General features: G+C 65.0%; 25 protein-coding genes and 1 other RNA gene. 11 read left to right on the top strand and 15 right to left on the bottom strand.

Annotated features, from left to right (window positions below):
• Positions 1-40 precede the first annotated feature (40 nt).
• On the top strand, positions 41-847 hold the full coding sequence (locus tag AC07S4_RS08790; protein WP_161071596.1) for an NAD-dependent epimerase/dehydratase family protein: 807 nt from the start codon (positions 41-43) through the stop codon (positions 845-847).
• 6 nt (positions 848-853) lie between these two features.
• Here the strand turns inward: AC07S4_RS08790 and AC07S4_RS08785 are convergent, their stop codons facing one another.
• The 4 genes from AC07S4_RS08785 to AC07S4_RS08770 are packed head-to-tail and all read right to left on the bottom strand — an operon-like array spanning position 854 to position 5,335.
• Complete coding sequence (locus AC07S4_RS08785; RefSeq protein WP_494986276.1) at positions 854-3,184, bottom strand: CPBP family intramembrane glutamic endopeptidase; 2,331 nt, start codon at positions 3,182-3,184, stop codon at positions 854-856.
• Positions 3,181-3,915 carry an ABC transporter ATP-binding protein gene (locus tag AC07S4_RS08780; protein WP_494986275.1) on the bottom strand — a complete coding sequence of 245 codons (735 nt, stop codon included), beginning with the start codon at positions 3,913-3,915 and terminating at the stop codon, positions 3,181-3,183. The genes AC07S4_RS08785 and AC07S4_RS08780 overlap by 4 nt, the downstream gene beginning before the upstream one ends.
• Positions 3,912-4,589 carry a signal peptidase I gene (gene lepB / locus AC07S4_RS08775; protein ID WP_494986274.1) on the bottom strand — a complete coding sequence of 226 codons (678 nt, stop codon included), beginning with the start codon at positions 4,587-4,589 and terminating at the stop codon, positions 3,912-3,914. The genes AC07S4_RS08780 and lepB overlap by 4 nt, the downstream gene beginning before the upstream one ends.
• A gap of 50 nt (positions 4,590-4,639) precedes the next feature.
• Positions 4,640-5,335 (bottom strand): ArsR/SmtB family transcription factor, encoded by a 696-nt coding sequence (locus AC07S4_RS08770; protein WP_494986273.1) that lies wholly within the window; start codon positions 5,333-5,335, stop codon positions 4,640-4,642.
• A gap of 77 nt (positions 5,336-5,412) precedes the next feature.
• Here AC07S4_RS08770 and AC07S4_RS08765 point away from each other — a divergent pair, with 77 nt between their 5' ends.
• Positions 5,413-6,534: a cytochrome P450 gene (locus AC07S4_RS08765; protein ID WP_494986272.1), complete on the top strand. Its 1,122-nt coding sequence runs from the start codon at positions 5,413-5,415 to the stop codon at positions 6,532-6,534.
• Between the two features lie 27 nt (positions 6,535-6,561).
• Here AC07S4_RS08765 and ggt read toward each other — a convergent pair whose 3' ends face one another.
• The 7 genes from ggt to AC07S4_RS08730 all read right to left on the bottom strand — a co-directional run bounded on the left by ggt (position 6,562) and on the right by AC07S4_RS08730 (position 13,951).
• Positions 6,562-8,316, bottom strand: coding sequence for a gamma-glutamyltransferase (gene ggt / locus AC07S4_RS08760; RefSeq protein ID WP_494986271.1), 1,755 nt, complete (start codon positions 8,314-8,316; stop codon positions 6,562-6,564).
• Between the two features lie 43 nt (positions 8,317-8,359).
• The gene (locus AC07S4_RS08755) at positions 8,360-8,803 is read right to left on the bottom strand and encodes a hypothetical protein (protein ID WP_494986270.1); all 444 of its coding nucleotides are present in this window, start codon (positions 8,801-8,803) and stop codon (positions 8,360-8,362) included.
• A gap of 155 nt (positions 8,804-8,958) precedes the next feature.
• A complete protein-coding gene (rpoH, locus tag AC07S4_RS08750; RefSeq protein ID WP_494986454.1) occupies positions 8,959-9,858 on the bottom strand; it encodes an RNA polymerase sigma factor RpoH in 900 nt (299 codons plus the stop codon).
• Positions 9,859-10,192: 334 nt separating this feature from the next.
• Positions 10,193-11,107: a permease-like cell division protein FtsX gene (ftsX, locus tag AC07S4_RS08745; RefSeq protein ID WP_494986269.1), complete on the bottom strand. Its 915-nt coding sequence runs from the start codon at positions 11,105-11,107 to the stop codon at positions 10,193-10,195.
• Positions 11,104-11,778 carry a cell division ATP-binding protein FtsE gene (locus tag AC07S4_RS08740; protein ID WP_494986268.1) on the bottom strand — a complete coding sequence of 225 codons (675 nt, stop codon included), beginning with the start codon at positions 11,776-11,778 and terminating at the stop codon, positions 11,104-11,106. Before AC07S4_RS08740 ends, ftsX begins: the two co-directional genes overlap by 4 nt.
• Positions 11,779-11,800: 22 nt before the next feature.
• Complete coding sequence (gene ftsY, locus AC07S4_RS08735) at positions 11,801-12,844, bottom strand: signal recognition particle-docking protein FtsY (RefSeq protein ID WP_494986267.1); 1,044 nt, start codon at positions 12,842-12,844, stop codon at positions 11,801-11,803.
• 141 nt (positions 12,845-12,985) lie between these two features.
• Entirely contained in the window at positions 12,986-13,951 is a 966-nt protein-coding gene (locus AC07S4_RS08730; protein WP_494986266.1) for a MerR family transcriptional regulator, read from the bottom strand.
• 782 nt (positions 13,952-14,733) lie between these two features.
• Between AC07S4_RS08730 and AC07S4_RS08725 the strand changes: the two genes are divergently transcribed.
• Positions 14,734-15,810 (top strand): porin, encoded by a 1,077-nt coding sequence (locus AC07S4_RS08725; RefSeq protein WP_494986265.1) that lies wholly within the window; start codon positions 14,734-14,736, stop codon positions 15,808-15,810.
• Positions 15,811-15,889: 79 nt separating this feature from the next.
• Positions 15,890-16,441: a hypothetical protein gene (locus tag AC07S4_RS08720; RefSeq protein ID WP_494986264.1), complete on the top strand. Its 552-nt coding sequence runs from the start codon at positions 15,890-15,892 to the stop codon at positions 16,439-16,441.
• A gap of 59 nt (positions 16,442-16,500) precedes the next feature.
• On the opposite strand, the gene AC07S4_RS08715 is transcribed toward AC07S4_RS08720, so the two are convergent.
• Positions 16,501-18,201, bottom strand: a complete 1,701-nt coding sequence (locus AC07S4_RS08715) for a thiamine pyrophosphate-binding protein (RefSeq protein WP_494986263.1) — start codon at positions 18,199-18,201, stop codon at positions 16,501-16,503.
• Between the two features lie 114 nt (positions 18,202-18,315).
• On the opposite strand from AC07S4_RS08715, the gene rnpB reads away from it, so the two are divergent.
• From rnpB to AC07S4_RS08695, 4 genes are all read left to right on the top strand, one after another.
• An RNA gene (rnpB, locus tag AC07S4_RS08710) (RNase P RNA component class A) lies at positions 18,316-18,657 on the top strand.
• Between the two features lie 29 nt (positions 18,658-18,686).
• Positions 18,687-20,192 (top strand): glycerol kinase GlpK, encoded by a 1,506-nt coding sequence (glpK, locus tag AC07S4_RS08705; protein ID WP_494986262.1) that lies wholly within the window; start codon positions 18,687-18,689, stop codon positions 20,190-20,192.
• On the top strand, positions 20,192-20,470 hold the full coding sequence (locus tag AC07S4_RS08700) for an acylphosphatase (protein ID WP_494986261.1): 279 nt from the start codon (positions 20,192-20,194) through the stop codon (positions 20,468-20,470). The genes glpK and AC07S4_RS08700 overlap by 1 nt, the downstream gene beginning before the upstream one ends.
• Positions 20,471-20,594: 124 nt before the next feature.
• Positions 20,595-20,996, top strand: a complete 402-nt coding sequence (locus AC07S4_RS08695) for a hypothetical protein (protein WP_494986260.1) — start codon at positions 20,595-20,597, stop codon at positions 20,994-20,996.
• Here the strand turns inward: AC07S4_RS08695 and AC07S4_RS08690 are convergent.
• Positions 20,989-21,402: a type II toxin-antitoxin system HicB family antitoxin gene (locus AC07S4_RS08690; protein ID WP_494986259.1), complete on the bottom strand. Its 414-nt coding sequence runs from the start codon at positions 21,400-21,402 to the stop codon at positions 20,989-20,991. The two genes, AC07S4_RS08695 and AC07S4_RS08690, sit on opposite strands and share 8 nt — an antisense overlap.
• 16 nt (positions 21,403-21,418) lie before the next feature.
• The gene (locus AC07S4_RS08685; protein ID WP_494986258.1) at positions 21,419-21,595 is read right to left on the bottom strand and encodes a type II toxin-antitoxin system HicA family toxin; all 177 of its coding nucleotides are present in this window, start codon (positions 21,593-21,595) and stop codon (positions 21,419-21,421) included.
• Positions 21,596-21,808: 213 nt separating this feature from the next.
• Between AC07S4_RS08685 and AC07S4_RS08680 the strand changes: the two genes are divergently transcribed.
• A complete protein-coding gene (locus AC07S4_RS08680; RefSeq protein WP_494986257.1) occupies positions 21,809-22,429 on the top strand; it encodes a cysteine hydrolase family protein in 621 nt (206 codons plus the stop codon).
• 25 nt (positions 22,430-22,454) lie between these two features.
• Here AC07S4_RS08680 and AC07S4_RS08675 read toward each other — a convergent pair whose 3' ends face one another.
• Positions 22,455-23,372 carry an AEC family transporter gene (locus tag AC07S4_RS08675; RefSeq protein WP_494986256.1) on the bottom strand — a complete coding sequence of 306 codons (918 nt, stop codon included), beginning with the start codon at positions 23,370-23,372 and terminating at the stop codon, positions 22,455-22,457.
• A gap of 254 nt (positions 23,373-23,626) precedes the next feature.
• Here AC07S4_RS08675 and AC07S4_RS08670 point away from each other — a divergent pair, with 254 nt between their 5' ends.
• The gene (locus tag AC07S4_RS08670; RefSeq protein ID WP_494986255.1) at positions 23,627-25,249 is read left to right on the top strand and encodes a methyl-accepting chemotaxis protein; all 1,623 of its coding nucleotides are present in this window, start codon (positions 23,627-23,629) and stop codon (positions 25,247-25,249) included.
• A gap of 634 nt (positions 25,250-25,883) precedes the next feature.
• A complete protein-coding gene (mraZ, locus tag AC07S4_RS08665) occupies positions 25,884-26,312 on the top strand; it encodes a division/cell wall cluster transcriptional repressor MraZ (protein ID WP_161071579.1) in 429 nt (142 codons plus the stop codon).
• Positions 26,313-26,318 lie beyond the last annotated feature (6 nt).

Genomic DNA, 26,318 nt, shown 5'->3' with positions numbered 1-26,318 from the left:
TATCATACGACATCGTACAACTGGACTGAGTGGACTTTACATGAGCAAACCATTTAAACGCATCCTGCTGACCGGCGCAGCAGGCGGACTGGGCAAGATTCTGCGCGACCGCATCAAGCCGTGGGCGGACGTGGTGCGCCTGAGCGACATCGGCGACATGGGCGAGGCGCGCGAGGGCGAGGAAATCGTGCGCTGCGACCTGTCCGACAAGCCCGCCGTGCTGAAACTGCTGGAAGGCGTGGACGCGGTGCTGCATTTCGGCGGCATCTCCACCGAGAGCAATTTCGAAGCCATCATGGCGGCCAATATCCAGGGCACGTACAACCTGTACGAAGGCGCGCACAAGGCCGGCACCCGCCGCATCATTTTCGCCAGTTCCAACCACGCCATCGGCTTCCACAAGGTGACCGAGGTGCTGGACGCGGACAGCCCGACCCGCCCGGACAGCATGTACGGCATCAGCAAGGTGTTCGGCGAACAGCTGGCGCGCTACTACTTCGACCGCACCGGCATTGAAACCGTATGTCTGCGCATCGGCTCGTCCTTCCCGGAACCGAAGAACCCGCGCATGATGCGCACCTGGCTGAGCTACGACGACCTGGTGGAAGCGCTGCGCTGCTCGCTGATGGCGCCGCGCGTCGGCCACGCCATCCTGTACGGCCAGTCGAACAACGAAGCCGTGTGGTGGGACAACAGCAAGGCTGCCTTCATCGGCTTCAAGCCCAAGGACAGCTCGGAGCAGTTCAAGCACCTGTTCCCGGACACCGGCGTGTATCCGGACAAGGACGACGCAGCCACCACCTACCAGGGCGGCGGCTTCGTCAACGACGGTCCGCAGTACATTTAAACCGCACTACAGCGCCGCCTGCACGCCGATCACCATGGCGTTGTAGGCGGCGTGCACCAGCATCGGGGCCAGCAGCGACCTGCTGCGTTCATAGGCCCAGGCAGTACACACCCCCAGCACGAACACCGGCGCCATCGACACGGCCGGATGCACTATGGCGAACAGCGCCGCGCTGGCCGCCGCGGCAGGCAGAGCACTGCCGAGGCGCCGCAGGCCGCCGAAGATCAGCCCCCTGAAAATGAACTCCTCGAACAGCGGCGCGGCCAGTACCGTCAGCGGCAGCACCAGCTGCAGGCCGCGCGGCGCATGCCTGGGCCACCACGGCGTGTCGCGCAGCAGCCACATATAGAAGGCGCCGAAGGCGCATGCGGCCAGCGTGGCGGGCAGCGCATGCACCGTGCCTGCCCATGCGCCCGACCGGCGGCTGAAGATGACAGGGATGCCGGCCGTCTTGTGGCGCCAGTACAGGTAGCGCACCAGCGCATACACCGTGCCGCCCGCGACGGCGAAGGCGAGTGTGGCGGTGGACAGCCTGCCGGGCGTGCCGCCCGCCAGCATGGCCACGAGGTGCTGCAGCACGAAGAACAGCATGGCCGCGATCAGGCCGTCCGACAAGGCGACGCGGGCCGGGGGCGCGGCGCCGGGGTCCAGCAGGAAGGGCAGCGCGTCCTGCGCTTTTTGCCACAGCGCGAGCGCAAGCGCGGCGGTCATGATGATGATGGCCAGCGCCTGCAGCCAGTCGCCGGCGTACAGCGCGTAGGTGTAGAGGCCGCACAGCAGCATGTAGAGATAGGCATAGGTGGGCCGCACACGGGCCTGGGTTTCCTGCGCCTGCGGGTCGCTGGCGAACACGCCCAGCGAGACGGCGATCAGCGCGTAGATCGGGATCCCGGCCAGCACGATGGCGACGTAGCCCAGCAGGGGCCAGTTGAAGTCGGGCGTGTAGGCCAGGCCGATGGCGAACACCAGCAGCGGATACAGCGTGGCCAGCACGCCCCACAGCTGGGCCTTTTCTTTCAGCAGCGCGCCGATGGGGCGCGGGAAGGTGTAGAGCATCCACAGCGCGTTGCCTTCGGTGTTGAGCGACTGGAAGGCCGACAGCAGCAGCACGTAGCTGCCGATGCCGAAGGCGATGGCGGCCATCATCTGCTGGTTCTGGCCCAGCAGCGTGATGCTGGAGAAGCGGCCGCTGACCAGCAGCTGGCTGGCGATCAGCACCACCGGGATCAGCAGGCTCTGGACCAGGAAGTTGCGGTCGCGCCCGAGCAGCATCAGCTCGCGCCGCTGCAGCACGGTGCCGATGCGCCAGCGCTGCGGGGCCACCGCCGCCGCCGCGCTGTTGCCGCGCCTGGCCGCCTCGCGCGCGCCGCTGGCCACCACGCCGCCGCGCAGCTGGTGGCGCAGCAGCGCCATGCCGGCCAACAGCAGCGCGGCCACTTGCACGCAGAGCAGCGCGGCGGCCAGCAGCGCCGCCGTGGCGGTGGCGGCGGTCAGCGCCTGCACGGCCAGGCCGGGCGGTGTCCACAAGGTCCATGCCGGAAAGCTGCGCGCCCAATCCAGCGTGAAGGAATTGTTGGACCACGTTGAATAGGATATCCCCACATACATCAGCGGCATGCTGAGCACCGAGGCCAGCGCCTGCAGGTTGCGCAATTGCGACGCCGGCAGCGACAGCCGCAAGCCGGTATCGGCCAGGGTGCGCATCAGCGCCGCCAGCATCAGCAGCGCGAAGGCGGCGGCGGCGCCCAGCAGCGGCGCCCACCAGCCATGATTGCCATACCAGGCCAGCACCATGCACAGCGGCCACAGCGCCAGGATGCCGGTGGGATTGGCGATGCTGCGCTCCAGCACCCGCGCCCATAGCAGCGCGCCGCGTTCGACCGGCAGCGTCACCAGCCATTCCAGGTCCCAGTCCGCCTGCGCCATCTCCTTGCTGGCCAGCGGCAGCAGGAAGCTCACCAGCCACATGAGCAGCAGCATCAGCGTGGCGGCGGCGGCCAGCGCGGGACTGAAGTGATGGGTGTGCAGATGGGCGCCGGCCAATTCCTGCATGCGCTCTGCCGAGTGGGTGGCGGCCAGCTTGACGCAGCGCTGCGTGCTATCGAGCTTGCAGTGCAGATTGAGCACCGAAGTGCGCATCATGGTGGTGAAGGCGAACAGCATGGCCGCGCCGACGATGAGGCCCAGCAGCCAGCGGCTGCTCTTCTTGCCGCGCGAGGCGGCGCGGCTCTTGCCCTTGGCGCCGCCGAACTGGACGGCGGCCGTCATGTTCAACAGGCGCAGCAAGCGCAAGCGCGCCAACAGCCAGATGGCGCCGGCGGACGAGCGCCCGTTCATGCGCGCTCGCCGGCTTCGTCGGTGATCTTCAGGAAGACTTCTTCCAGCGAGCCGTCGGCGCAGGCTGCGCTGCGCAGCTCGTCGACCGTGCCGCTGGCCACCAGCGCGCCGCGATGGATAATGCCCACCCGGCTGCACATGCGCTCGGCCATATCGAGCAAGTGAGTGGATACAAAGATGGTGGTGCCCTGCGCGGCGGCGGCCACCAGGCGCTCCTGCACGTCGCGCGCGGCGCGCGGGTCCAGGCCGTTGATAGGTTCGTCGAGCACCAGCACTTTCGGGTCGTGCACCAGCGCGCAGGCCAGGCCGAGCTTCTTCTTCATGCCCAGCGAGTAGTTCACCGCGAACTCCTCGGTCACGTCCTCCAGCGCCAGTTCGCGCAGCAGGCGGTGCGCGCGCGCCGCCGCCTCCGAGCGCGAGTAGCCGTGCATTTCGGCCACGAACTGCAGTATCTCGCGGCCGCGCAGATAGTCGTAGAAAATCGGCGTGTCGGGCAAGTAGCCCACGTGGCGCTTGACCTGCGCCGCGTCGGCGTGGCAATCGAGGCCGTTCACCAGCACCCGTCCGGCGCTGGGCACCAGTATGCCCATCAGCATGCGGATGGTGGTGGTCTTGCCGGCGCCGTTCGGCCCCAGGAAGCCGAATACCTCGCCGCGCGGCACCGTCAGCGACAGCGGCTTGACGGCGTCAAAGCCGCCGTAGGATTTCGACAGTCCCTGGAAAGCGATCATTGCCCGCCCAGCGCCATGCCAAAGCGTTCGGTGCGCGGCATCCAGTTGCCGACGATGTCGGCCGACACCAGCACGCGCACGGCGCGGCCGATCAGCATCTCGCGCGGCACCAGGCCGATGTAGCGCGAGTCCATGCTGTTGTTGCGGTTATCGCCCAGCATCAGATAGCTGCCGGCGGGGACGGTGAGCGGGGCGAAATCGCGCCGGCTGCTCGCCACTTGCGGCAGCAGCTGGATGCGGCGTTCGCTGCCGCCGGACGTTTCGGTCAGCTGCAGCGCCTGCAGCTTGCCCACGTGCTCGATCGCCTCCACGGCGTCGGCCGGCATGCTGTAGCCGGCCGGCTGGCCGTTGATGATGAGCTGGTCCTTCTGCATGGCGACGGTGTCGCCGGGCAGGGCGATCACGCGCTTGATCAGGCGGGTCTTGTCCAGCGGCGAGGAGAAGGTGACGATGTCGCCGCGCTGCGGCTCGCCCAGGTGCGCCACCACCACGTCGGTCAGCGGCACTTTCAGGTCGAAGGCGAGGCGGTTCACGAACACCACGTCGCCCTCGAGCAGGTTGGGATGCATGGACGCGGAAGGGATGGGATTCCAGTCCGCCACGGCGGTACGGAACAGGCCAAACAGCATCAGGAAGGCGATGAAGCCCTTGTTCGCGCGCAGCCAGGTTTTCATTTGATACTCCGCAAGTGGTTAAGTTGACATCACATCATCCGATGCGATTCTTAAACGTCGCTTAGACCGAAGGCGGCCAGCATCCGGCGCTGCCCCTTGGGCGGAACGGCCAGCGCCCGGCTGTCCAGGTCCTGCTCCACCCAGCCCTTGTCGAGCGCCAGCGTCAGCATGGCCGCGCCCAGCGCGCCGCCCACGTGGGGCTTGCGTTCGCTCCAGTCCAGGCAGGGGCAGGCGAAGCGGCGGCGCAGCTTGCGCAGCGCGGCGGTGTCGATGCCGAGGGCGCGCACGCCCAGTTCGCCGGCCGGCGTGAGCTGGTATGCGCTGCCTTCGCCGCTGGACGCGCCGGCCAGCCAGCCTTGCGCTGTCATGTGGTCGTGCAGGCGCACCGCCACTGTGCCGGCCATATGGTCGTAGCAGGTGCGGGCGTGGCGCAGGCGGTCCGGTGTATTGGGCTTGAAGGCGGGACGCGGCAGGCCGGCCACCACCAGCAACGCTTCGAGCGCGGCGGCCACGTTGGCGTCCGCCAGCTGATAGTAGCGGTGCTTGCCTTGCGCAAGCAGCTGCACCAGCTGTTCGTCCTTCAGGCGCGCCAGATGGGTACTGGCGGTGGATGGTCCCACTTCGGCCACCACGGACAGTTCGGTGCTGGTGCGGGCGCGCCCGTCCAGCAGGCAGCACAGCATGCGTGCGCGGGCCGGTTCGGCGATGGCGCCGGCGATGCGGGCCAGCTGGTTTTCTGCATTCATGGTTCGGGCTGGAGCGAAGTGTGGTGGCGGCTTTTTCAGGATACTGCACTCCATCGACATATGCAAAGGGAGAGAAGATGGACGCCATCACAGCGGTGACGCACGCCGACCCGTACCCGTATTACGCCGAAATGGCCGCGCGGCCGGCGCTGTTTTTTGACGAGCATCTGAAGCTCTGGATAGCCGCCGGCGCGGCCGAGGTGGATGCGGTGCTGCGGCATGCGGACTTGCGCGTGCGGCCGCTGGCGGAGCCGGTGCCCGCCGCCCTCGCCGGCGGCAGCGCAGGGCAGGTGTTTAGCGCGCTGGTGCGGATGAATGACGGCCAGCGGCACGCGGCGCCCAGGCTGGTGCTGCAGCGCGCACTGGCGCGGCTGGATCTGCCGGCCGTGCAGGCGCGGGCTGCGGCGCTGGCAAGCGCGGACGCGCAGCGCGCGGCAGGCCCGGAGGCGCTGTCGGCATGGATGTTCGCGGTGCCGGTGCGGACCGTGGCCAGCCTGCTTGGCTTCCCGGACGCGCAGCTGCCGCAGGTGGCCGCATGGATGGCGGAATTCGTGGCCTGCCTGTCGCCGCTCAGCAGTCCGGAGCAGATCGCGGGTTCGCATCGCGCGGCTTTGCCGCTGCTGGACAGCTTCAAGGCCATGCTGCGGGAGCCGGCGCTGGCATCGGCGTCGGCATCGGCGTCGGCATCGGGGCGCGCGCAGCCGGGCAGCCTGCTGGCGCAGGTGCTGGCCGAAGCCGACGCGGCGGGCTGGCACAACGCCAACGCCATCCTGTCCAACCTCGTTGGCGTTCTTTCGCAAACCTATGAGGCCACGGCTGGGCTGGTCGGCAACAGCATCGTGGCGCTGATGCGCGATCCCGCCAAGGCGGCGCTGCCGGGCGCCAGGCTGGTGGCGGACGTGATGCGCAGCGACCCGCCCATCCAGAACACGCGCCGCTTCGCCGCGCAGGACGTCAGCATAGGTGGCGCGCGCATCGAAGCCGGGCAAGCGATACTGGTGCTGCTGGCCGCCGCAGGCAAAGGCTACGGAGCCGGCGCGCATGGCTGTCCCGGCCAGGCGCTGTCGCAAACCATTGCCGCGGCCGCGGTTGACGTGTTGCTGCGGGACGGTGCGCCTCCACCCATGGCGTGGCGCTACCGGCCATCCGTCAACGCGCGTATCCCCGAATTCATTCAGGCCGCGCGCGCCATGCGCTAACGCCCGGGCATGCGCCGGGCGAATGCGCTAGTGCCCCAGCTTCTGCACTTGCGCGCTGCCCACTCCGTGGCGCCAGCCTTCGCTGACCGCCGTCACTGTGCCGTCGGCATTGAACAGCAGCGCGTTGGCCGCGCCGATTTCCTCCTGCGCGGGGCTCCAGCGCTGGCCGTATTTTTCCAGTGCCTTGGCGGCGCCGCTGGCGGCGTAGCCCGGCTCGATATTGGTGGCGCTGTTGTTGCGTTCGGACAGGCGCGGCGCGTCCACCGCCTGGCTCATGGTCATGCCCAGGTCGATATGGTTGACGATGGTTTGCAGCACCGTGGTGATGATGGTGGAGCCGCCCGGGCTGCCGACCGAAAACGCCGGCTTGCCGTTCTTGAAGGCCAGCGTGGGCGACATGCTGCTGCGCGGACGCTTGCCCGCTTCCGGCACGTTGGGATGCGGGCCGCTGAAATCGAAGTCCGTCATCTCGTTGTTGAGCAGGAAGCCGTAGCCGGGCACGGTGATGCCGCTGCCGCCCCAGGATTCAATGGTGAAGGTGTAGGAGACGATGTTGCCGTCCTTGTCCGACACGGTCAGGTGGGTGGTGTGCGCGCCTTCGGCCAGCAACTTGGACTGGGCCGGGCGCAGCGGCACGCTCTGGTCGTTCTGGAAGGGGTAGGGATCGCCCGCGTCCGCGTGCGCGGCGGCGCGCTGCGGGTTGATCAGCTCGCGGCGGCGCGCGGCGTAATCCTTGCTCATCAGGCCCTGCACCGGCGCTTCCAGGTATTCGGGATCGGCCAGGTAGGCGTTGCGGTCGGCGAAGGCCAGGCGGCTGGCCTCCAGGTACAGGTGCTCGACCTTGTCGCGCGGCATGGACTTGAGGTCGTAGCCTTCCAGGATGTTGAGCGCCTCGGCCACCGCCACGCCGCCGCTGCTGGGCAGGGGCATGCCGTAGATGTCGTAGCCGCGGTAGGTGGAGCGCAGCGGCTGGCGGATGCGCGCCTCGTAGTTGGCCAGGTCGGCCATGGTCATGGCGCCCGCGCGCACCTTGCCGCCGGGATTGTTGACCGTATCGACGATGGCGCGCGCCATCTTGCCTTCATAGAACACCTTGATGCCGCCGGCCGCCAGTTCGCGGTAAGCCTTGGCCAGGTCCGGATTGCGCAACAGGCTGCCTTCCGGCAGCGCCTTGCCGTCCTTCAGATACAGTTTGGCCGTGGCAGGGAACAGCTGGAACTTGGCCTCGTTGGACGCCACCAGGTGCGAGAAATTGGCGTTCACCTTGAAGCCGTCCGCCGCCACCTTGATGGCGGGCTGCAGCACCTTCTTCAGCGGCATGGAGCCGTAGCGCTCCAGCGCCTCGTGCCAGCCGCGCACCGTGCCCGGCACGCCCACCGACATGCCGCTGGCCACGGTCTGCTCGAAGTCCAGCTCCTTGCCGTCCTGCTGGAAGATGGTGGGCTTGAAATTGGCCGGCGCCATTTCGCGGTGGTCGATGGTGATCACGCGCTTGTCCTTGGCCAGGTAGATCATCATGAAACCGCCCCCGCCTATGCCGCAGCTGAAGGGATCGGTCACGCCCAGCGTGGCCGCCGCCGCCACGGCCGCGTCCACCGCGTTGCCGCCCTGGTTCAGGATGGTCATGGCCGACTGCGTGGCCTGCGCGCTGATGGTGGCGGCCGCGCCGCCGGTGCCGGTGGCCACCGGGCTCTTGGCCCAGGCGGCCGGCGCGGCGGCGATGGTGATGATGATGGAGGAAACAAGCAGGGAGGGAAGGGCGCGGCGATGTGGCGAAGTCATGGGCTCTCTTATCGGGGCAATGCGCGCCGGCGTGGCGCGGTGGCTAAGGAATTTCCACCCTTAAGCTTACCCGATAAGTTGGCGCAGGAGCATTTAACGCAGGCGGGTCCGGCGGGTCCACCCCCTCCAGCGTGAAGCGCAGGCCCTGCTGCATGGCGCTGTTGCTGGCGTTCGGCATTTTTTCCGACAGCACAAAGTTGCTGCTGGCGCCGTTGCTGGTTAGCACAAAGCTGTAGCTGATATAGCCCTCCCACACGCACACCGCGCCGGTCTTGCAGCGGCTGTCGTTGATGCGTTCCAGCTTCAGTGTGGCGGCCGGCGTCAGCGCCACGGTCTGGCCGGCGCCCAGCGTATAAGTGGCGCTCTTGCGCGGCGGCGTGGGCGCGGGCGTTGGCGTGCCGCCGCCGTTCTGCGCCACCACGCTGCAAGCGCCGACGATGCCAAAACCGGCAAAGCAAGCCAGTAGACTGATGATTCTGAGCTGCATATTCATTCTCCGGTAGAGACCGAAATATTAGCTAAAACACATCCTGCGTGGCGCACGCTTGCTGTAAAGCAAAAAGGGGTCAGGGTTAATTAAATTGTTGCCAATTTAATTAACCCTGACCCCTTTTTGTGGTGGAGCAAGCCGCTGCGGCAGCCTTACATGTAGGCGGCGAGCGCGCCTTTCATTTTTTTCAGCGCGGCCGCTTCGATCTGGCGGATGCGCTCGGCCGAGACGCCGAACTCGGCGGCCAGCGTGTGCAGCGTGGCGCCGGAGCCGTCGTCATTGGCCAGCCAGCGGGCTTCGACGATGCGGCGCGAACGGGCGTCCAGCTTGCCCAGCGCCGTTTCCAGGCCTTCGGAATGCAGGCGCGTGATTTGCTCGGCTTCCAGCACGCGGGTCGGCTCGCTTTGCTCGGAGGACAGGTAGGCGATGGGCGCGAATTTGTCGTCTTCGTCGTCGGTCGGCGATTCTAGGGCGATGTCGCGGCCGCTCAAACGCGTTTCCATTTCGATCACTTCTTCGCGCTTCACGTCCAGCAGCTTGGCCAGGTTGTCGATCTGGGTCGGCGACATGGCGTCCAGGCCGGTTTTGTGGCTGCGCAGGTTGAAGAACAGCTTGCGCTGGGCCTTGGTGGTGGCCACTTTGACCAGGCGCCAGTTCTTCAGGATGTATTCGTGGATTTCGGCCTTGATCCAGTGCATGGCGTACGACACCAGGCGCACGCCCTGGTCGGCGTCGAAGCGCTTGACCGCTTTCATCAGGCCGATATTGCCTTCCTGGATCAAGTCGGCGTGCGGCAGGCCATAGCCCAGGTAGCCGCGCGCGATCGACACCACCAGGCGCAGGTGCGACAGCACCAGCTCCTGCGCGGCGCCCAGGTCGTTGTTCTCTTTGAGATTGCGGCCGAGACGCTTTTCGTCTTCAGGCGTGAGCATAGGCAGGCGGTTGACCGCCGAAATGTAGGCGTCCAGGTTGCCCAGGTTGCCAGTGAATCCCAGTCCCAACGCCAGTGCATTTTTATTGGTGGGTACCAATGCGGCAGGTGCGGTCATCATAGTCATTTTTGTTTCCTCGCTCGTCGAACATGGAATGTTTCGGATTCTTGCATCTTGCGTGACACATCTTAAACTCAGCTTAATGTTGCTTGTGTGCATGAGTTTAGGCATCAGTTGGACATATATTAGCACTCTCGCTTGGAGAGTGCCAATCGCCAGTTGCAATGCCCCTGATAGCGGTAATGCTATGGGCTGATTCTATTCGATGGCTTTTGGCAAAGGCGTGGCGAAGTGCAGTATGTTTGCGTATCGTCAATATAGCGGAGGGGGCTGGAAGGGACTGTGCGGGAACGCACGTTTGGGCGGGTTAGGGCGCAGCCCGTAACCCGCCAGCTCAGTTCAGGCGGGCCAGATGGCGCTGCACCGACAGCACGGCGCCGACCAGGCCCAGCGCGGCCGACACGGCCAGCAGGCCGGCCATGGGCAGCGGCTCGAGCGGCGCGAGCTGGAATTCGGAGGCGTACAGGCGGGCGAACTCGGCAATGGCCTTGTTCAGCGGCTGCAGCGCCAGCGCCACCGCGCCCAGCGCGGCGCCGCCCGCGCACAGGCCCAGCAGCGCGCCGGTGTAGTAGAAGGGGCGGTGGATGAAGGTGTCGGTGGCGCCGATCAGCTTGGAGACCAGGATTTCCTCGCGCTGGGTCAGCACCTGCAGGCGGATGGTGTTAAAGACCACCGCCACCACCACCGTGCCCAGCGTGGCGGCCAGCAGCAGCAGGGCCAGCTTGAGCACGCCGATCAGCGCGGCCAGGCGCTTCACCCAGGCCGAATCGATCTGCACCGTGTCCACGCCGGGCAGGGTGCGCATCTGCTCGGCCAGCGTGTCCACATCCAGGCCGGCGGCGGCGCTGCGGAAAGCGTCCAGCTTGATGATGTAGCTGTCGGGCAGCGGGTTTTCGCCCAGCGTGGCCAGCACGTCGGACAGGCCGCTCTTGCCTTTCAGCTGGTCCAGCGCCTTTTCGCGCGGCACGAAGATGATTTTGGCGTCCTTCATCAGCTCGCGCAGCGGCGTGGCCAGCGCGGCGGACTGCTCGCGCGCCACGTCCTGCTTCATGAACAGGCTGATTTCGGGATCGACCGACATCTGCTCGGACAGCGGGCGCACATTGTCCAGCAGGGTCAGGCCCATGAAGGGCAGGGCCAGGGCGATGGCCACCACCAGGATGTTGAACAGGAAACTGCCAGGCGCCTTGCGCAGGTGCACCAGGGCGGCGCCCAGCGCGAAGCCGTGTTGACGGAACCAGCTGGTCATGCGGCCACCTCCGCTTGCGCCGCATCCTGCAGCTGGCCTTGCTTGAGGTGGATCACGCGCGCCGCGCCGGCCAGCACGTGGTCGTCATGGGTGGAGATCAGACAGGTCACGCCCACCGAGTGGAAGGCGCGCAGGGCGTCGAGCACGCGGTCGGCGCTGGCGCGGTCCAGGTTGGCGGTGGGCTCGTCGGCCAGGATGATTTGCGGGCGGTTGACGATGGCGCGCGCGATCGACACGCGCTGCTGCTCGCCGCCGGACAGGGCCAGCGGCGCGGCGTTGGCGCGCTCGCCCAGGCCCACTTTGTCGAGCGCGGCGCGGGCGCGCTGCTCGGCCTGCGCGCGCGGCTGGCCGGTGACCATCAGCGGCATCATCACATTGGCCAGGATGGAGCGGTCGGCCAGCAGGCGCTGCTCCTGGAAGATCAGGCCCAGGTTGCGGCGCAAAAAGGGCACGCCGGCGGCCTTGAGCTTGCCGATGTCCTGGCCGTTGACGATGACCTTGCCCGAGCTGGGGCGCTCCATGGCGGCGATCATCTTCAGCAGGGTGGACTTGCCGGCGCCGGACGGGCCGGCCAGGAACACCAGCTCGCCCTTGTTGACCGTGAACGACACGTCGCGCAGCGCGGTGGCGTCGGCCGAGTATTGTTTGCTAACGTGCTGGAATTCGATCATGGGCGTGGGCTGTCCTGTTCGTTTAGCCCAGCAGGGCTTCGACAAATTCGGTGGCGTTGAAGGGCTGCAAGTCCTCGATGCGCTCGCCGATGCCGATGAAGTACACCGGCACAGGGCGCACCCGGGCGATGGCGGCGATGACGCCGCCCTTGGCCGTGCCGTCCAGCTTGGTAATGATGAGGCCGCTCAGTTGCAGCGCGTCGTCGAAGGCCTTCACCTGCGCCAGCGCGTTCTGGCCGGTGTTGCCGTCGATAACCAGCAAGGTCTCGTGCGGCGCGCCTTCCAGGCCCTTGCCCAGTACGCGCTTGACCTTTTTCAGCTCTTCCATCAGGTGCAGCTGGGTCGGCAGGCGGCCGGCCGTGTCTATCATCACCACGTCGATGCCCTTGGCCTTGGCCGACTGCACCGCGTCGTAGGACACGGCGGCCGGATCGCCGGACTCCTGGGAAATAACGGTGACGTTGTTGCGCTGGCCCCAGACCATCAGCTGTTCGCGCGCGGCGGCGCGGAAGGTGTCGCCGGCGGCCAGCAGCACGGACTGGCCGTGGCCTTGCATGTGCTTGGCCAGCTTGCCGATGGTGGTGGTCTTGCCGGCGCCGTTGACGCCGGAAATCATCATCACCAGCGGCTGGTGGCGGCCCAGCTCGAACGGCTTTTGCAGCGGCGCCAGCAGCTCTATCATCAGGGTTTTCAGGGCGGCCTTGACGGCGGCTGCGTCCAGCAGCTTGTCTTCCTTGACCTTGCGCTTGAGGGCGTCGAGCAGGAACTGGGTGGCGTCGATGCCGGCGTCGGCCATCAGCAGCGCCGCTTCCAGCTCCTCGTACAGCGCGTCGTCGATCTTGGCGCCGACAAACAGCACGGACAGGTTGGCGGAGGTTTTCGACAGGCCGGCCTTGAGGCGGGCCATCCAGTTGGGCTTGTCTTGCTCCGCGCCGGCGGCGCTGGGCGCCGCCAGCGGCGTGTCCGGCGTGGCTGCGGCGGCGGGCGCAATGGCGGGGGCGGCTGCCGGGGGCAGGGTGGGGACAGTCTCGGGCTGGACAGGTTTTTTCTTGAAGAAGCTGAACATTGGTGTGCGGTAGAGGGCTTCAAGCGAAGGTCCGGCGGCGCCGGACGGGGAAATACTGCCAGTATTCTACCAGAGCGCCGGCCGCCGGCCGCAGCGGGACCGGGCGATCATTGCCTGAACGTCAATCGCGCAGGGCGCGGATCACGCGCCCGGCATGGCCTGGGTGCGCACGCGCACGCGCCAGTCGGCGATGCCGCCGCCGATTTCGTGCAGCTGGAACACGCGCACGAAGGGGGGCGGACGCTTGCGCAGCACCGAGCAATTGCCGCCGGCCCAGATTTCCACCGTCTCCGGCAGGCGCGCGCGCAGCTCTTTCAGGCCGTCCAGCGCCTGGCGCGGATTCATGGACGCCGACAGCGACAGCGCCACGATGTCCACGCCCAGGCTGCGGGCGGCGTCGGCCAGGTCCGGCACCGGGGTTTGCAGGCCCAGCGAAATGCCGTGCGCGCCTTCGGCGGCGAACAGCGCTTCGGCCATCAGCAGGCCCAGGCCGTGGCGCTCCTGCGGCAGCGTGGTGAGCAGGATGCGCGGGCGCGGCGCCGAGCCGTTGCCGGCGTTTGCCTGCGGTACGGAGAAGATGGCGCTGCGCATCACCATCTGCAGCGATTCGGCGAACAGGTGTTCTTCAAACACGGCGAAACGGCCGGAGGCCCAGGCGTCGCCCACCATGGCCGTCAGCGGCGTCACCAGGTCGATGACGAAGCTTTTCAGGCCCATCACCAGCAGCGCCTGCGACAGCTTGCGGCGCAGCGCATCCATCTGGTGCGATTTGCACAAGTCCAGATAGATCTGCATTTCGGGGTGGTGGGCGCGGCTGCTGCGCGCCTTGTTGCCTTCGGCGGCCTTTTCGGCCAGCGCCTGCAATTCTTCGGGACTGTACTGGATCACCTTGCCCGGGCGGAAGCCGAGGTCGATCAGCCTTTTCACCAGGCGCAGCTTGACCACCTGCTCGGTCGGGTAGACGCGTTCGCCAAACGGATCGCGCAGCGGCTGCGGAAAGTCGTAGCGCCGTTCCCAGACGCGCAAGGTTTCCTTGGCCACGCCGGTATCGCGCTCAACGTCGCTGATGGTGCTGGGAACTGTCAAAAAGGGGGTCTCAGTGTTCATTGTGCCTATGCGGCCACTGGTTCGGGGTGGCCGCGCTTTCTGTGCGGGTGGGCTGCTTACCCGCTTGCGAACTGCATTCTACAATCGTTTCGTTGGAGAAAGTGACACGTACGGACGTGCGCTTTTCGCCGGAAAGCCGCTATGGCCGAGCTTGTCCACGACACAGGTGGGCAAGCTGCAACCACGGGCGCAATTCCGTCCTAAGATGGGGTTTTGTCTTGGACAAGAAAGTCTTTATTTTTGTAAAAAAAATTGGCAAGTGTTGTATATGCAGGCGTATGGCGGGGAGGCTCGAGGCGGGCTCGTTAATATAACGATAGGCTTTTTGGCGGGGCAGTCAAGGGGCGCACGACTGGAGGAAGGGGCGCAGGCGGAGCGCCAATCGAGCGCCAAGCGGGCGCCCACTATTCTATTGTGGAAATTACTTATAACTAACAAGTCCATGCAGGATTGCGCCGATTACTGTATAAATGATGCGGTTTGGTCCAGCTTGCAAGTAAGGCCATCGCGCGCACTGGACGATTCATAACACTTGCTGGATTAGCAAACGGCCAGTATAGTGCCGCCTCCAGAGCCAACCGCTCTGTGACGAAGCCGGCAACAGCAAGCGGCAGCAGATATAAGTGACGCGTTTCCTATCCGAAATCGCAGCGTGGCAATCGGGGATTGCCGTCACAACATAATAAAGTGTGGCGCCTGAACATCAGTCGCAGACAAGCACAAGAATTGAGCCGTAGTTCCAGCTTTACCATTTTTGCAACACAAACTGAAGGAAACTCGTAATGAAAAAAACTCTGATCTCCATCGCAGTTCTGGGTGCACTGAGCAATGCTGCTTTCGCCCAATCGAACGTCACCATCTACGGTATCGTTGATGCCGGCCTGGTCTCCGAGCGTGGCGGCAAAGCAGGTAACGTAACGAAGGTAAGCAGTGGTGTTGCCAACACTTCCCGTATCGGTTTCCGCGGTACTGAAGACCTGGGTGGCGGCCTGTCCGCAGTGTTCCTGCTGGAATCGGGCTTCGCAGCCGACACCGGCGTGGGCGACGCATCCGGCCTGTTCCAGCGTCAATCCTACGTAGGCCTGGTTTCGAAAGAAGCCGGTTCGCTGACCCTGGGCCGCCAGTACACCCCAATGTACAACGCCCTGGTGCAAGTTGCCGACCCATTCCAGGCTGGCCTGGCTGGTTCCGCAAAGAACCTGTTCTCCGCTTCGGGCGCCAGCGTGCGTATCTCGAACTCGGTTAACTACAAGACCCCAACCTACAACGGCTTCAACGTTGAAGCGCAATACGGCGTAGGCGAACAGTCGAAAGCCGACGCTGGCCGTCAACTGGGTATCTCCCTGGCGTACACCAACGGTCCGCTGAACGCCCGTCTGGCTTACAACAACCGCAACAACGACGTTGCTGCAGCTGGCGCGCCAGTTGTGAACAACGAATACGCGCACAACACCCTGTTCGCGGCCAACTACGACTTCAACGTTGTAAAAGGCTACTTCGCGTACAGCAGCGACAAAGGCCCAACCTCGTCGCCTATCCCTAACCCAACCGCCTTCACCGCAACCGCCGTGGCCGCTTCGAAAGACAGCGACACCATGCTGATCGGCGCAACCGCTCCTATCGGCGGCGCAGGCACCCTGATCGCTTCGTACATCCACAAGGATGACAACGAACTGGCCAACCGCGACGCCAACCAGCTGGCAGTAGGTTACTCCTACGCCCTGTCGAAGCGTACCAGCACCTATGTTGCTTACGCCAAGATCAAGAACAAGCGCGGCGCCAGCTACACCGTTGGTAACAACGCTGAAGCCGGTTCGGGCGACAAAGCATTCAACGTGGGCATCAAGCACACCTTCTAATTCCGTGTAAGCGGAGTTAAATGCTGAGAACGGCGGCCTGCGGGCCGCCGTTTTTTATTCCGGTGCTAGAATTGCAGCCATGAAAATTGCCCATCAACTCGCGTGTTTCTCCCTGCTGGCGGCCAGTGCCGCGATTGCCGCGCCCAAGGCCCAGCAAGGCTTCCCCCGCTACGGCATGGCGGTGTATTCGGATTTGTGCGTGCATGCCGAAACAGGCGAATTCGGCGGCCAGCGCATCAGCGTGCAGCGCTTTGCCGAAGTGGACACGGTGATTTATGAATTTACCGCCGGCGGCCTGAGCTGGCCGCTGGTGGCGCACGACGTCAACCTCGACCCGCGCGGCAAGCAGATGTATTTCAGCGTGCAGGTGGACGAGGAGGAGCGCACCATCAGCGGCAAGTTCGCCGACAATGGCGACACGCTGGTGCTCGATGGCGGCTATTGCGGCCAGCCGGAGGTGCCGTCGCGTTTGAAGAAGGTGAAGGATTTCGGGCGCGCGGCGCCGGCCTGCAAGCCATGCCCCGCACCCAAGCCGGCCCCGCTGGAGCCGGAAGAAGAGACGCCCGCCACGCCCAAGATGCCGCACGAGGCCCCCGTCAAGCAGGCCGCGCCGCAGCCCCAGCAGGCGTAGGGCGGGTTGGCAGCGCAGCGGCGTAACCCGCCGTTGCAGGGGGCGGCGGCTTACGCCGCTCAGGCCTTTTTAGCCGCCTCAGCGTTCTTGCGGATGGTCTCCAGCGTGGCGCCCGGCGTGATCAGATTGCCGTCATAGCGCAGCTCGATCACCGCCGGCAGGCTGTTGCCGCGCGTATGGTCCAGCGCGCGCTGCAGCGCGGGCGCGAACTGCGCCGTTTCCGTCACCACCTCGCCATGCGCGCCATAGGCCTGCGCCAGCGCCGCGAAGTCCGGATTGTGCAGCTCCGTGCCCGACACGCGGCCCGGATAGTTCTTCTCCTGGTGCATGCGGATGGTGCCGAACATGCTGTTATTGAACACGATAATGATCACGCCGGCCCGGTACTGCACCGCCGTGGCCAGCTCCTGGCCGTTCATCATGTATTCGCCGTCGCCGGCAAAGGTGATCACGGTGCGCGAGGGATCGATAATCTTGGCCGCCACGCCGGCCGGCACGCTGTAGCCCATGGCGCCGCTGGTCGGCGCCAGCTGGGTACGCATGGCGCCGTAGCGGTGGAAACGGTGCGCCCAGGTGGCGTAGTTGCCGGCGCCGTTGGTGATGATGGTGTCGGCCGGGGTCAGCGCGTCCATGTCCTGCACCAGCTGCCACAGGTTCAGCGGCGCCTTGCCGTCCTGGAAAATGGGCGGCTGCTGCTGGAAGGCCGCGTACTCGGCGCGCGCCTCGGCCACGCTGCCCTGCCATGCGGCCGCATCCACCGGCGCCATCTGCGCCAGCATGGCCGCCACTTGCGGCATGCCGCTGGCGATCATCAGTTCAGCCTGGTAGACGCTGCCCAGTTCTTCCGGGCTGGCGTGGATATGCACCAGGCGCTGCTGCGGCACCGGCGAGGACAGCAGCTCGTAGCCGCTGGTGGTCATCTCGCCCAGGCGCGGGCCGATGGCGATCAGCACGTCGGCGTTTTTTACGCGCGCGGCCAGCTTGGGGTTGATGCCTATGCCCACGTCGCCCGCGTAGTGCGGGTGGTGGTTGTCCAGCAGATCCTGGAAGCGGAAGGCGCAGGCCACCGGCAGCGCGTTGGCCTCGGCGAAGCGCTGCACGTCGGCGCAGGCCTGCGCGTTCCAGCCGCCGCCGCCCAGCAGCACCAGCGGGCGCTTGGCGCCGGCCAGCATGGCGCGCAGCTGGGCCATCTGCGGCTGCGACGGCGCGCCCTGGGTCGGCTGGTAGCGGCCGGTGTCGGCCACGGCGGCCAGATTGGTCAGCATGTCTTCCGGCAAGGCCAGCACGACGGGGCCGGGGCGGCCGCTGGTGGCCACCTGGAAGGCGCGCGCCATGTATTCGGGGATGCGGTCGGCGCGGTCGATCTGCGCCACCCATTTCGCCATCTGGCCGTACATGCGGCGGTAGTCGATTTCCTGGAAGGCCTCGCGGTCCATGAAATCGCTGCCCACCTGGCCGATGAAGAGGATCATCGGCGTGGAGTCCTGGAAGGCCGTGTGCACGCCGATGGAGGCGTTGGTGGCGCCGGGGCCGCGCGTGACGAAGCAGATGCCGGGCTGGCCGGTCATCTTGCCGTAGGCCTCGGCCATGAATGCCGCGCCGCCCTCCTGGCGGTTGATGATGAAGCGGATGCCGGACTCGTGCAGTGCGTCGAGCACGTCGAGATAGCTTTCGCCGGGCACGCCGAAGGCGGTGTCCACGCCGTGGATCTTCAGGGCGTCCACCAGAATCTGGCCACCGGTGCGGGAGGGATGCGTCATGGTCTGACCTTTATGCGGGAAAGTGATGCCGCATTCTAAAGCCCCGCACAGCGGCCTGCTTTGGAAATGGCGACATCAAATTTCCAAAAAGGGCGGCGTGGTACAATACGCCCCGAAGCAAGCCAGACAGCCGCTGGCCGATGCAGCAATGCAAAGGCGGGAGGAAGGTCCGGACTCCATAGAGCGGGGTGACGGTTAACGGCCGTCCGCTGAAAGCCTTTCGGGGTATAAGGCGAGGAATAGGGCCACAGAGACGAGCGTATTAAGTTACGGTGAAACGCGGTAACCTCCACCTGGTGCAATTTCAAATAGGCACGCGATGATGCTGCTCGCGGAGCGTGCGGGTAGAAAGCTTGAGCGCTGGAGTAATCCAGCGCCTAGAGGAATGGCTGTCATAGCGCGGACCCGCAAGGGCGAGCGCCGTAACAAAATCCGGCCTACCGGCTTGCTTCAACTAACAATCTGCAGTGCTAGGGGACTAGCCGATGAAGAAATACATCCTGGCCCTTGACCAGGGCACCACCAGTTCGCGCGCCATCCTGTTCGACCAGCAGGGGCAAATCCACGGCAGCGCGGCGCTGGAATTCCCGCAGCACTATCCCCAGCCCGGCTGGGTCGAGCACGATCCCAACGAAATCTGGAACAGCCAGCTCACCGTGGCCCGCAAGGTGCTGCACGACCACCATGTCGATGCGCAGCAGGTGCTGGCCATCGGCATCGCCAACCAGCGCGAAACCACCGTGGTGTGGGACCGCAAGACCGGCGAGCCGATCGCGCCCGCCATCGTCTGGCAGGACCGCCGCACCGCCGACATCTGCGACCAGCTGCGCGCCGCCGGCAAGGCCAGGCTGATCGCCGAGTGCACCGGCCTGGAGCTGGACGCCTATTTTTCCGCCACCAAGATCAAATGGCTGCTGGACCACGTGCCCGGCGCGCGCGAGCGGGCCCGCCACGGCGCGCTGGCCTTCGGCACCATCGATTCCTGGCTGGCCTGGAAGCTGTGCGGCGTGCACGTCACCGACGTCAGCAACGCCGCCCGCACCATGCTGTTCAATATCCACCTGATGCGCTGGGACGCGGACCTGCTGGCGCTGTTCGACATTCCCGAGCAGATGCTGCCGCAGGTTGTGTCCTCCAGCGAGGAAGTCGGCGTCACGCGCGCGGCGCTGTTCGGCGGCGAGATCCCCGTGGCCGGCATCGCGGGCGACCAGCAGGCCGCCACTTTCGGCCAGGCCTGCCACGCGCCGGGCATGGTCAAGAACACCTACGGCACCGGCTGCTTCATGCTGATGCATGCGGGCGGCCACGCCGCCGTCTCCCACAACCGGCTGCTGTCCACGGTGGGCTGGCGCGTGGACGGGCGCACCGACTATCTGCTCGAAGGCAGCGTCTTCATGGGCGGCGCCACCGTGCAATGGCTGCGCGACGGGCTGGGCATCATCAAGCAGTCGAGCGACGTCGAGGCGCTGGCCGGCAGCGTGCCCGACAGCGGCGGCGTGCTGCTGGTGCCGGCCTTCACCGGCCTGGGGGCGCCGCACTGGGACCCTTACGCGCGCGGCACGCTGGCCGGCATGACGCGCGGCACCAGCGCCGCGCACATCGCCCGCGCGGCGGTCGAATCGATTGCCTACCAGAGCGCCGAGCTGCTGGCCGCCATGCAGAAGGACGTGGCCGCCTCGCACCGCGCCATCCCCGTCACCGAAGTGCGGGCCGACGGCGGCGCCGCCCGCAACGACCTGCTGATGCAGTTCCAGGCCGACCTGCTGGGCGTGCCGGTGCTGCGTCCCAAGGTGACCGAAACCACCGCGCTGGGCGCGGCCTATCTGGCCGGGCTGGCGGTCGGCTTCTGGGAATCGAAGGAAGAAATCGCCGCGCAATGGCAGTGCGAGCGCCGCTTCGAGCCGGCCATGGCGGCCGATCAGCGCGCCGCGCTGCTGGGGCGCTGGTCTCGCGCCGTCGAGCGCGCCAAGGGTTGGGAGGCGCCGCTCTGATGGCCAAGCACCTGCTGATCGAAGGCCGCGTGCAGGGCGTCGGCTACCGCGCCTCGTTCGCGGACGAAGCCGAGTCCCTGGGCCTCTCGGGCTGGGTTCGCAACCGCCGCGACGGCTCCGTCGAGGCCGCCGTTGATGGCAACGCGGAGGCAGTCGAGGCCATCATCCAGTGGTCCAAACGCGGCCCGCCCGCCGCCCGCGTGCACCAGGTCGCCGTGACCGATTTGGAAGCTCCGCCATCCCCCGGCCGCGAGTTCAAGATTTTGCCGACGCAATAGCAGATCGTTTTGATAGATGCCTGCTCGCATATCATTCTCGAAGCTATTTACTTACTCTATGGTGGATTCATCCGTTCGGCTGCCAATTGGAGTTCTTGCCGATGGAAGTCGGCACGTACATGGCTTGCTCGAAATTGAAATTTCAGGTCGTGTGTTACCCGCTATGGGTTTTTGGGGCCCCGATGATGTGTGCTTCAATACTTGGGCCGAGGAACTGTCGCGGATCCTGTTAACACTCGGCTGCCACGAGGCTGCGACGTACACCTTTGACGAAGGTGAGCAGGGGCAACCGGCTTATGAATTTAGAAGGGAAGGGGACACACTATTGGTATCCGTCGTTTCGTCGCTGCTTTCTGAAGCTGAAGGCGATTCGTCGTTCAAGGAAGTGAAGTGCCGTTGGGGTGAGTTTGTCTTAGCCGCCTCGAATTTCTTCTCTGCTTTTCATTCCGCCCTCATTGAACAATGTCCCGATGCCGGTCCGATTTGGTGGAATTCCAACGTGCCGGCAGACATGGATTTCAGGTGATTTTCAGTTCCAGATTCTTTCCGAGTGCAAGCATGGCCTGCTCAATGGTGTCGATCTTTGTCGCGTGCCGCAAGTCCATGATCCGGTTGACATATTGGGGCAGGGAGTTCATCCGGCGTGCCAGCTCCGACGGCCCTACTTCCTGTGCAAGCATTTCATTGAGTAGCAGGATTTTGGATGTGACACTCAGTGGGAGAGAGATCATTCGCTCTCCCGGTTCGGGCGCTGACGGCATCGGGACGCGGCGTTTATCTTCAAAGTAGAAGTCCATGGACGAAATGAGGGCGTCTTGCGCCATGTCCAATGCCTCTGCTTCAGTGTCGCCTTGGGTGATAGCTTCCGGGATGTCGCGGAAAGTGACCACAAATCCAATCTGGTCAGGGATAAAAATTGCCGGGTAGCGCATGAGGATCCTTTCGGCTCTACTTTAATTTCAATTGCTTCTTGACCGCCTCAATCAGCCAAGTTTTGAGCTCTGCTGAAGGATGTCGTGGGAGGACACTAACTTCACCATGCAAGTAGACCTTCAGGTGCTTCTTTCCATGTTTGAACGTCGCACCATGCTGGCTCAGCCATTTGACGAATTCGCTTTGCTTCATCGCCTCTCCTTAGATTAATCAAAAATGATTAAAGACGCTAGGGCTTTTCTCGTCTTACATGGCAGCGTAGCGAACTGCTTGGAATAAAGCTTGAGCGGAATCAATGCGCGATGCGGCTAGAGTGGCCAGCGAACATTTACAAGGATTAATACACGCTCGCGCGGTGCCGGGACTAGACTGGAATCCCGATCTTCACTTTGCGAAGGAGATGCCGTGAGCGATGCGTATGCCAGGGAGAACACCGGCTTGCTGCTGGTGGACCCGTACAACGATTTCCTCAGCCACGGCGGCAAGCTGTGGCCGCTGGTGGAAAAGATCGCCAAGGAGCAGGACCTGCTGGCGCACATGAAGCGGATACTGGATACGGCCCGCAGCAGCGGCATCCAGGTGTTCTACGTACCGCACCACCGCTCGGAGCCCGGCGACTACAAGAAATGGAAATTCCCCACGCCTTACCAGCTGCGCAGCGCGGCGGCGCAGGTGTTTGCCAAGGATACCTGGGGCGGCGAGTGGCATCCGGACTTCCAGCCGCAGGAGGGCGATGTGATGATCAAGGAGCACTGGGCGCAGAGCGGCTTTGCGAACACCGACCTGGATCAGCAGCTGAAACAGCACGGGGTGCAAAAGGTGATCCTGATCGGCCTGCTGGCCAATACCTGCCTGGAGGGCACGGGGCGCTTCGCGATGGAGCTGGGCTACCACGTGACGCTGGTGAAGGATGCGACCGCCGCCTTCACCCACGAGATGCTGCGCGCCGCGCACGAGTTCAACGGCCCGACCTATGCCAGCGAAATCCTGACAACGGCGGAATTGCTGGACCGCGTGCGCGCCTGAAGCGCCATGCCTGCCGCTGCTGCCCCTATGCGCCCAGCAGCGGTAGGAAGCTCTTGCTGAGCGGGACGGTGGCGGCCGCCAGCAGGGTTTGCAGGGTGATCAGCGCCGCCATCAGGCGGGCGTCGCCGCCCAGTTGCCTGGCCATGATGTAGGCGTTGGGCGCGGTGGGCAGGGCGCAGAAGAACACCGCTGCCAGCGCCACCGGGCCGCCTATGCCGAACAGCAGGCACACTTTGGCCGCCACCAGCGGCATCAGCAGCAGCTTCAATGCCGAGGTCCAGCCCAGCGCCACCGGCCGCAGGCCTTGCAGCGAAAACACCAGGCCGCTGCCCACGCAGACCAGGCCCAGGCACAGTGCCGCCTTGCCGAGGATGTCCAGCGTGTTCATCAGGGCCAGCGGCAGCGCCACGCCGGACAAACTCACCAGCATGCCGCTCAGCGTGGACAGGATGATGGGGTTGCGGGCCAGCGTCTGCGCCACCTTGGCGTAATCGGTCTGGCTGCCGCTCCACCACGACAGCGCGATGATAGACAGCATATTCACCACCGGCAGGCACAGCGCGAGCGCCAGCATGACCAGCGCGGCGGTCTTGGCGTCGAAGAACAGCGAGGACACCGCCAGTCCGAAATAGGTATTGGGCCGCATGGCGCCCTGCAGCACGGAGGAGCGGCTGGCGTCCGGCAAGCCGCGCGCGAAGGGCATGGCCACAAGCGCGACGATGATGATGATGAAGGTCGGCAGCAGGGTCGCCAGGGCCAGCTGGCCCACCTGTCCGCCGCCGAAGCTGAGGCGGGCGGTGCCGGCGAACAGCAGGGCGGGGAAGGCGATGTTGTACGAGAACTTTTCCACCGAGGGGAAAAATGCCTCCGGCAGCCATTCGTAATGGCGGATGGCCACGCCCAGCAGGATGATGAGGAAAACGGGAAGGATGGAAGCAAGCATGCAGAAGCATACACCGGCGGCGGTCAGGGCGTGGCGGTGCCGGTTTGTTCCGCCAATTGCTGCATCGCAGCAATTTGGCATGTCGGATTTTACGAAATTTGCCAACTGTGGAATATACGTAGATTGCCAATTGTGAAATATTACTATGCTGCATCGCAACATAAGCAGGAAATTTTGCGATGCAGTAGTATGTTGCCTTCTGGAAAAATATGTTATGTAAAAGGTATGATATGAATTGGCTGCAAAGACTCAAGTTGTCCACCAAGCTGGGCCTGGCGTTCGCCGCCGTGCTGGCGCTGACGGTGGGCGTAGGCGTGTTTTCCATCCTCAAGCTGGCCCAGGTCAACGCCACTGCCGGGGAGCTGTCTTCGCGCTGGATGCCCAGCATGCGCGCGGTGCAGGACATCAAGTCGCAGATCGCCCGCGTGCGCACCCGCGAGTTCCAATACATTATTTCGACCGAGCAGGCCGATATGGACAAGTACGACAAGGTGATCGCGGCCGACCTGGTGGAGCTGGGCAAGATGCAGGCGGCGTATGTCGAGCTGCTGGCCACGCCGGAGGAGAAGGCGCTGTATGCCGGCTTCGTCGCCATGTGGGAACGCTATATGGCGGAGGACGTGAAGATACGCGCCGCCGCCCGCGCCAATGACGACGCCGCCGCCAAGGCCTTGATACGGGGCGAGTCGAACAAGCTCATCGTGGCGCTGCGCGCCCAGGTCGACAAGCTGGTGGACCTGTACGGCGAAGGCGGCGTGGACGCCGCCCGCCACGGCGCCGAAGTCTATGCCTCGGCGCGCGTGTGGATTATTTCGCTGCTGGCCGCCAGCGTGGCCCTGGGCGCGCTGGGCGCCGCCCTGATCACCCGCTGGCTGACGCGCCGCCTGGGCGGCGAGCCGGAGTACGCGGCCGAGATCGCCGGCCGCATCGCCGCCGGCGAACTGTCGGTCGAGGTGCGCACCGCGCCCGGCGACAGCGGCAGCCTGCTGCTGGCCATGGGAAGCATGCGCGAAAGCCTGGCCAATATCGTCGGCCAGGTGCGCGTGGCCACCGACACCATCGCCAGCGCCTCGGACCAGATCGTGGCCGGCAACCTGGACCTGTCGGCCCGCACCGAGCAGCAAGCCAGCTCGCTGGAGGAGACCGCCGCCGCGATGGAGGAGCTGACCACGGCCGTGAAGCACAATTCGGCCAGCGCGCGCCAGGCCAACCAGCTGGCGCTGGACGCGTCCGGCATCGCTGAAAAAGGCGGCGCCGTGGTGGGGCAGGTGGTGGAGACCATGGGCAGCATCAATGCCTCGGCCCGCAAGATCGTCGACATTATCGGCGTCATCGACGGGATTGCCTTCCAGACCAATATCCTGGCCCTGAACGCGGCCGTGGAAGCGGCCCGCGCGGGCGAGCAGGGGCGCGGCTTTGCCGTGGTGGCGACCGAAGTGCGCAGCCTGGCGCAGCGCTCGGCCGCCGCCGCCAAGGAGATCAAGACCCTGATCGGCGATTCGGTGAACCAGGTGGAGGCGGGCAGCATGCTGGTGAGCCAGGCCGGCGAAACCATGCATGAAGTGGTGCAGAGCGTGCGCCGGGTGACGGCCATCATGGGCGAGATCACCGTGGCCGGTCAGGAGCAGAGCGCCGGCATCGAGCAGGTGAACCGCGCCATCGCCGAGATGGATGCGGTGACCCAGCAGAACGCTGCGCTGGTGGAGGAGGCCACCGCCGCCTCGCAAAGCATGCGCACCCAGGCCGGCGGCCTGGACGCCCTGGTCAGCATTTTCACGCTCGAGGGCGCCGGTTCCGCGCGCCCCGTCCCGCCCCGCGCCGCACCGCGCCGTGCCGCGCCCCAGGCGCAGCCGCCGGCGCTGCGCCGCGCCGCCTGATTCGCGGCCTCCGCTGCTGCAATGCGCCCCTTCCCGGGGCGCAAACAGGCGCGCCTCCGGCGTGCCTTTGCGTATAATATGGACAGGTTCAGCCCGCACCGCCGGGCTTAAAATTGTCTATACAAGTTGTCGCGATTGCAGTCAGAAGGAAAAGTTCAGCACTGGTTTGATCCCAAGATTCTCCGTCCTGCCTGACCGCGCGCAAAGCGCGGCAGAGTGCCAAATCCCACAGAAAATCACCCTCCCGTCCGCCCCTGCCGAGCTTGCTTGGCGATGCCTGCCGTTGTTGTCGATTTGCTACGGCGCTGTTGTCTGATGGCAACCTTATGGTTATTTTTCAATTTTTTCTTGACATCTTTTTCGCCCTGAGACTAGCCCCAAGCAGCGGAAGATTGATGAGATAGCACTTTCAGTATCGGATGTAAGTCTCTAATTTCACGACACATTTTTACTTGAGCTTGCATCAAGGAACGACGCTAAGTCCTTAATTTCATTAATAAAATCCCTGTTTTTCCAATTGGAAAGCGCTTGACCACTATCTTTCCATCCTCTAAAGTGGGCAACTGTGTGAAAAAGTGTAGTTTTGTGGGATTTTCCGCCCTCTTTTTCAGCCCCACTACTTAAAAGGTAATACGTGTTTCAAGGCGCTTCCGCGATCACTCTCGATGCGAAAGGCAGGATGTCCATTCCGGCCAAGCATCGCGACGCACTGGCTATCCAGTGCGAAGGACGCCTCACGCTTACCAAACACCCGGACGGCTGCCTGCTGATGTACCCGCGCCACGTGTGGGAAGCCAAGCGCGACCAGATCGCGGCCTGGCCGATGTCGGCCCGCGGCTGGCAGCGCATTCTGCTGGGCAACGCCAGCGACGTGGAAATGGACTCGGCCGGCCGCATCCTGGTGGCGCCCGAGCTGCGCGATGCCGTCGGCCTGGGCCGCGAGGTCGTGCTGTCGGGCATGCTGACCCATTTCGAGATCTGGGATCCGGCCCGCCGTGCCGAAAACGAGCAGCAAACCATCGACGTCGGCATGCCCGACGCGCTTTCCGATTTTTCTTTCTAAGGCCCG

The sequence above is a fragment of the Pseudoduganella sp. GW821-FHT05F09 genome (genome assembly GCF_059419605.1).
The sequence above is the reverse complement of the archived record's forward strand: the minus strand, read 5'-3'. Positions and strand labels throughout refer to the sequence as shown.

Excerpts from the sequence above, each read along its gene's own strand:
- AC07S4_RS08790 (WP_161071596.1), top strand. The coding sequence starts at position 41 with ATGAGCAAACCATTTAAACGCATCCTGCTGACCGGCGCAGCAGGCGGA.
- AC07S4_RS08785 (WP_494986276.1), bottom strand. The coding sequence starts at position 3,184 with ATGAACGGGCGCTCGTCCGCCGGCGCCATCTGGCTGTTGGCGCGCTTG.
- AC07S4_RS08780 (WP_494986275.1), bottom strand. The coding sequence starts at position 3,915 with ATGATCGCTTTCCAGGGACTGTCGAAATCCTACGGCGGCTTTGACGCC.
- lepB (WP_494986274.1), bottom strand. The coding sequence starts at position 4,589 with ATGAAAACCTGGCTGCGCGCGAACAAGGGCTTCATCGCCTTCCTGATG.
- AC07S4_RS08770 (WP_494986273.1), bottom strand. The coding sequence starts at position 5,335 with ATGAATGCAGAAAACCAGCTGGCCCGCATCGCCGGCGCCATCGCCGAA.
- AC07S4_RS08765 (WP_494986272.1), top strand. The coding sequence starts at position 5,413 with ATGGACGCCATCACAGCGGTGACGCACGCCGACCCGTACCCGTATTAC.
- ggt (WP_494986271.1), bottom strand. The coding sequence starts at position 8,316 with ATGACTTCGCCACATCGCCGCGCCCTTCCCTCCCTGCTTGTTTCCTCC.
- AC07S4_RS08755 (WP_494986270.1), bottom strand. The coding sequence starts at position 8,803 with ATGCAGCTCAGAATCATCAGTCTACTGGCTTGCTTTGCCGGTTTTGGC.
- rpoH (WP_494986454.1), bottom strand. The coding sequence starts at position 9,858 with ATGATGACCGCACCTGCCGCATTGGTACCCACCAATAAAAATGCACTG.
- ftsX (WP_494986269.1), bottom strand. The coding sequence starts at position 11,107 with ATGACCAGCTGGTTCCGTCAACACGGCTTCGCGCTGGGCGCCGCCCTG.
- AC07S4_RS08740 (WP_494986268.1), bottom strand. The coding sequence starts at position 11,778 with ATGATCGAATTCCAGCACGTTAGCAAACAATACTCGGCCGACGCCACC.
- ftsY (WP_494986267.1), bottom strand. The coding sequence starts at position 12,844 with ATGTTCAGCTTCTTCAAGAAAAAACCTGTCCAGCCCGAGACTGTCCCC.
- AC07S4_RS08730 (WP_494986266.1), bottom strand. The coding sequence starts at position 13,951 with ATGAACACTGAGACCCCCTTTTTGACAGTTCCCAGCACCATCAGCGAC.
- AC07S4_RS08725 (WP_494986265.1), top strand. The coding sequence starts at position 14,734 with ATGAAAAAAACTCTGATCTCCATCGCAGTTCTGGGTGCACTGAGCAAT.
- AC07S4_RS08720 (WP_494986264.1), top strand. The coding sequence starts at position 15,890 with ATGAAAATTGCCCATCAACTCGCGTGTTTCTCCCTGCTGGCGGCCAGT.
- AC07S4_RS08715 (WP_494986263.1), bottom strand. The coding sequence starts at position 18,201 with ATGACGCATCCCTCCCGCACCGGTGGCCAGATTCTGGTGGACGCCCTG.
- glpK (WP_494986262.1), top strand. The coding sequence starts at position 18,687 with ATGAAGAAATACATCCTGGCCCTTGACCAGGGCACCACCAGTTCGCGC.
- AC07S4_RS08700 (WP_494986261.1), top strand. The coding sequence starts at position 20,192 with ATGGCCAAGCACCTGCTGATCGAAGGCCGCGTGCAGGGCGTCGGCTAC.
- AC07S4_RS08690 (WP_494986259.1), bottom strand. The coding sequence starts at position 21,402 with ATGCGCTACCCGGCAATTTTTATCCCTGACCAGATTGGATTTGTGGTC.
- AC07S4_RS08685 (WP_494986258.1), bottom strand. The coding sequence starts at position 21,595 with ATGAAGCAAAGCGAATTCGTCAAATGGCTGAGCCAGCATGGTGCGACG.
- AC07S4_RS08675 (WP_494986256.1), bottom strand. The coding sequence starts at position 23,372 with ATGCTTGCTTCCATCCTTCCCGTTTTCCTCATCATCCTGCTGGGCGTG.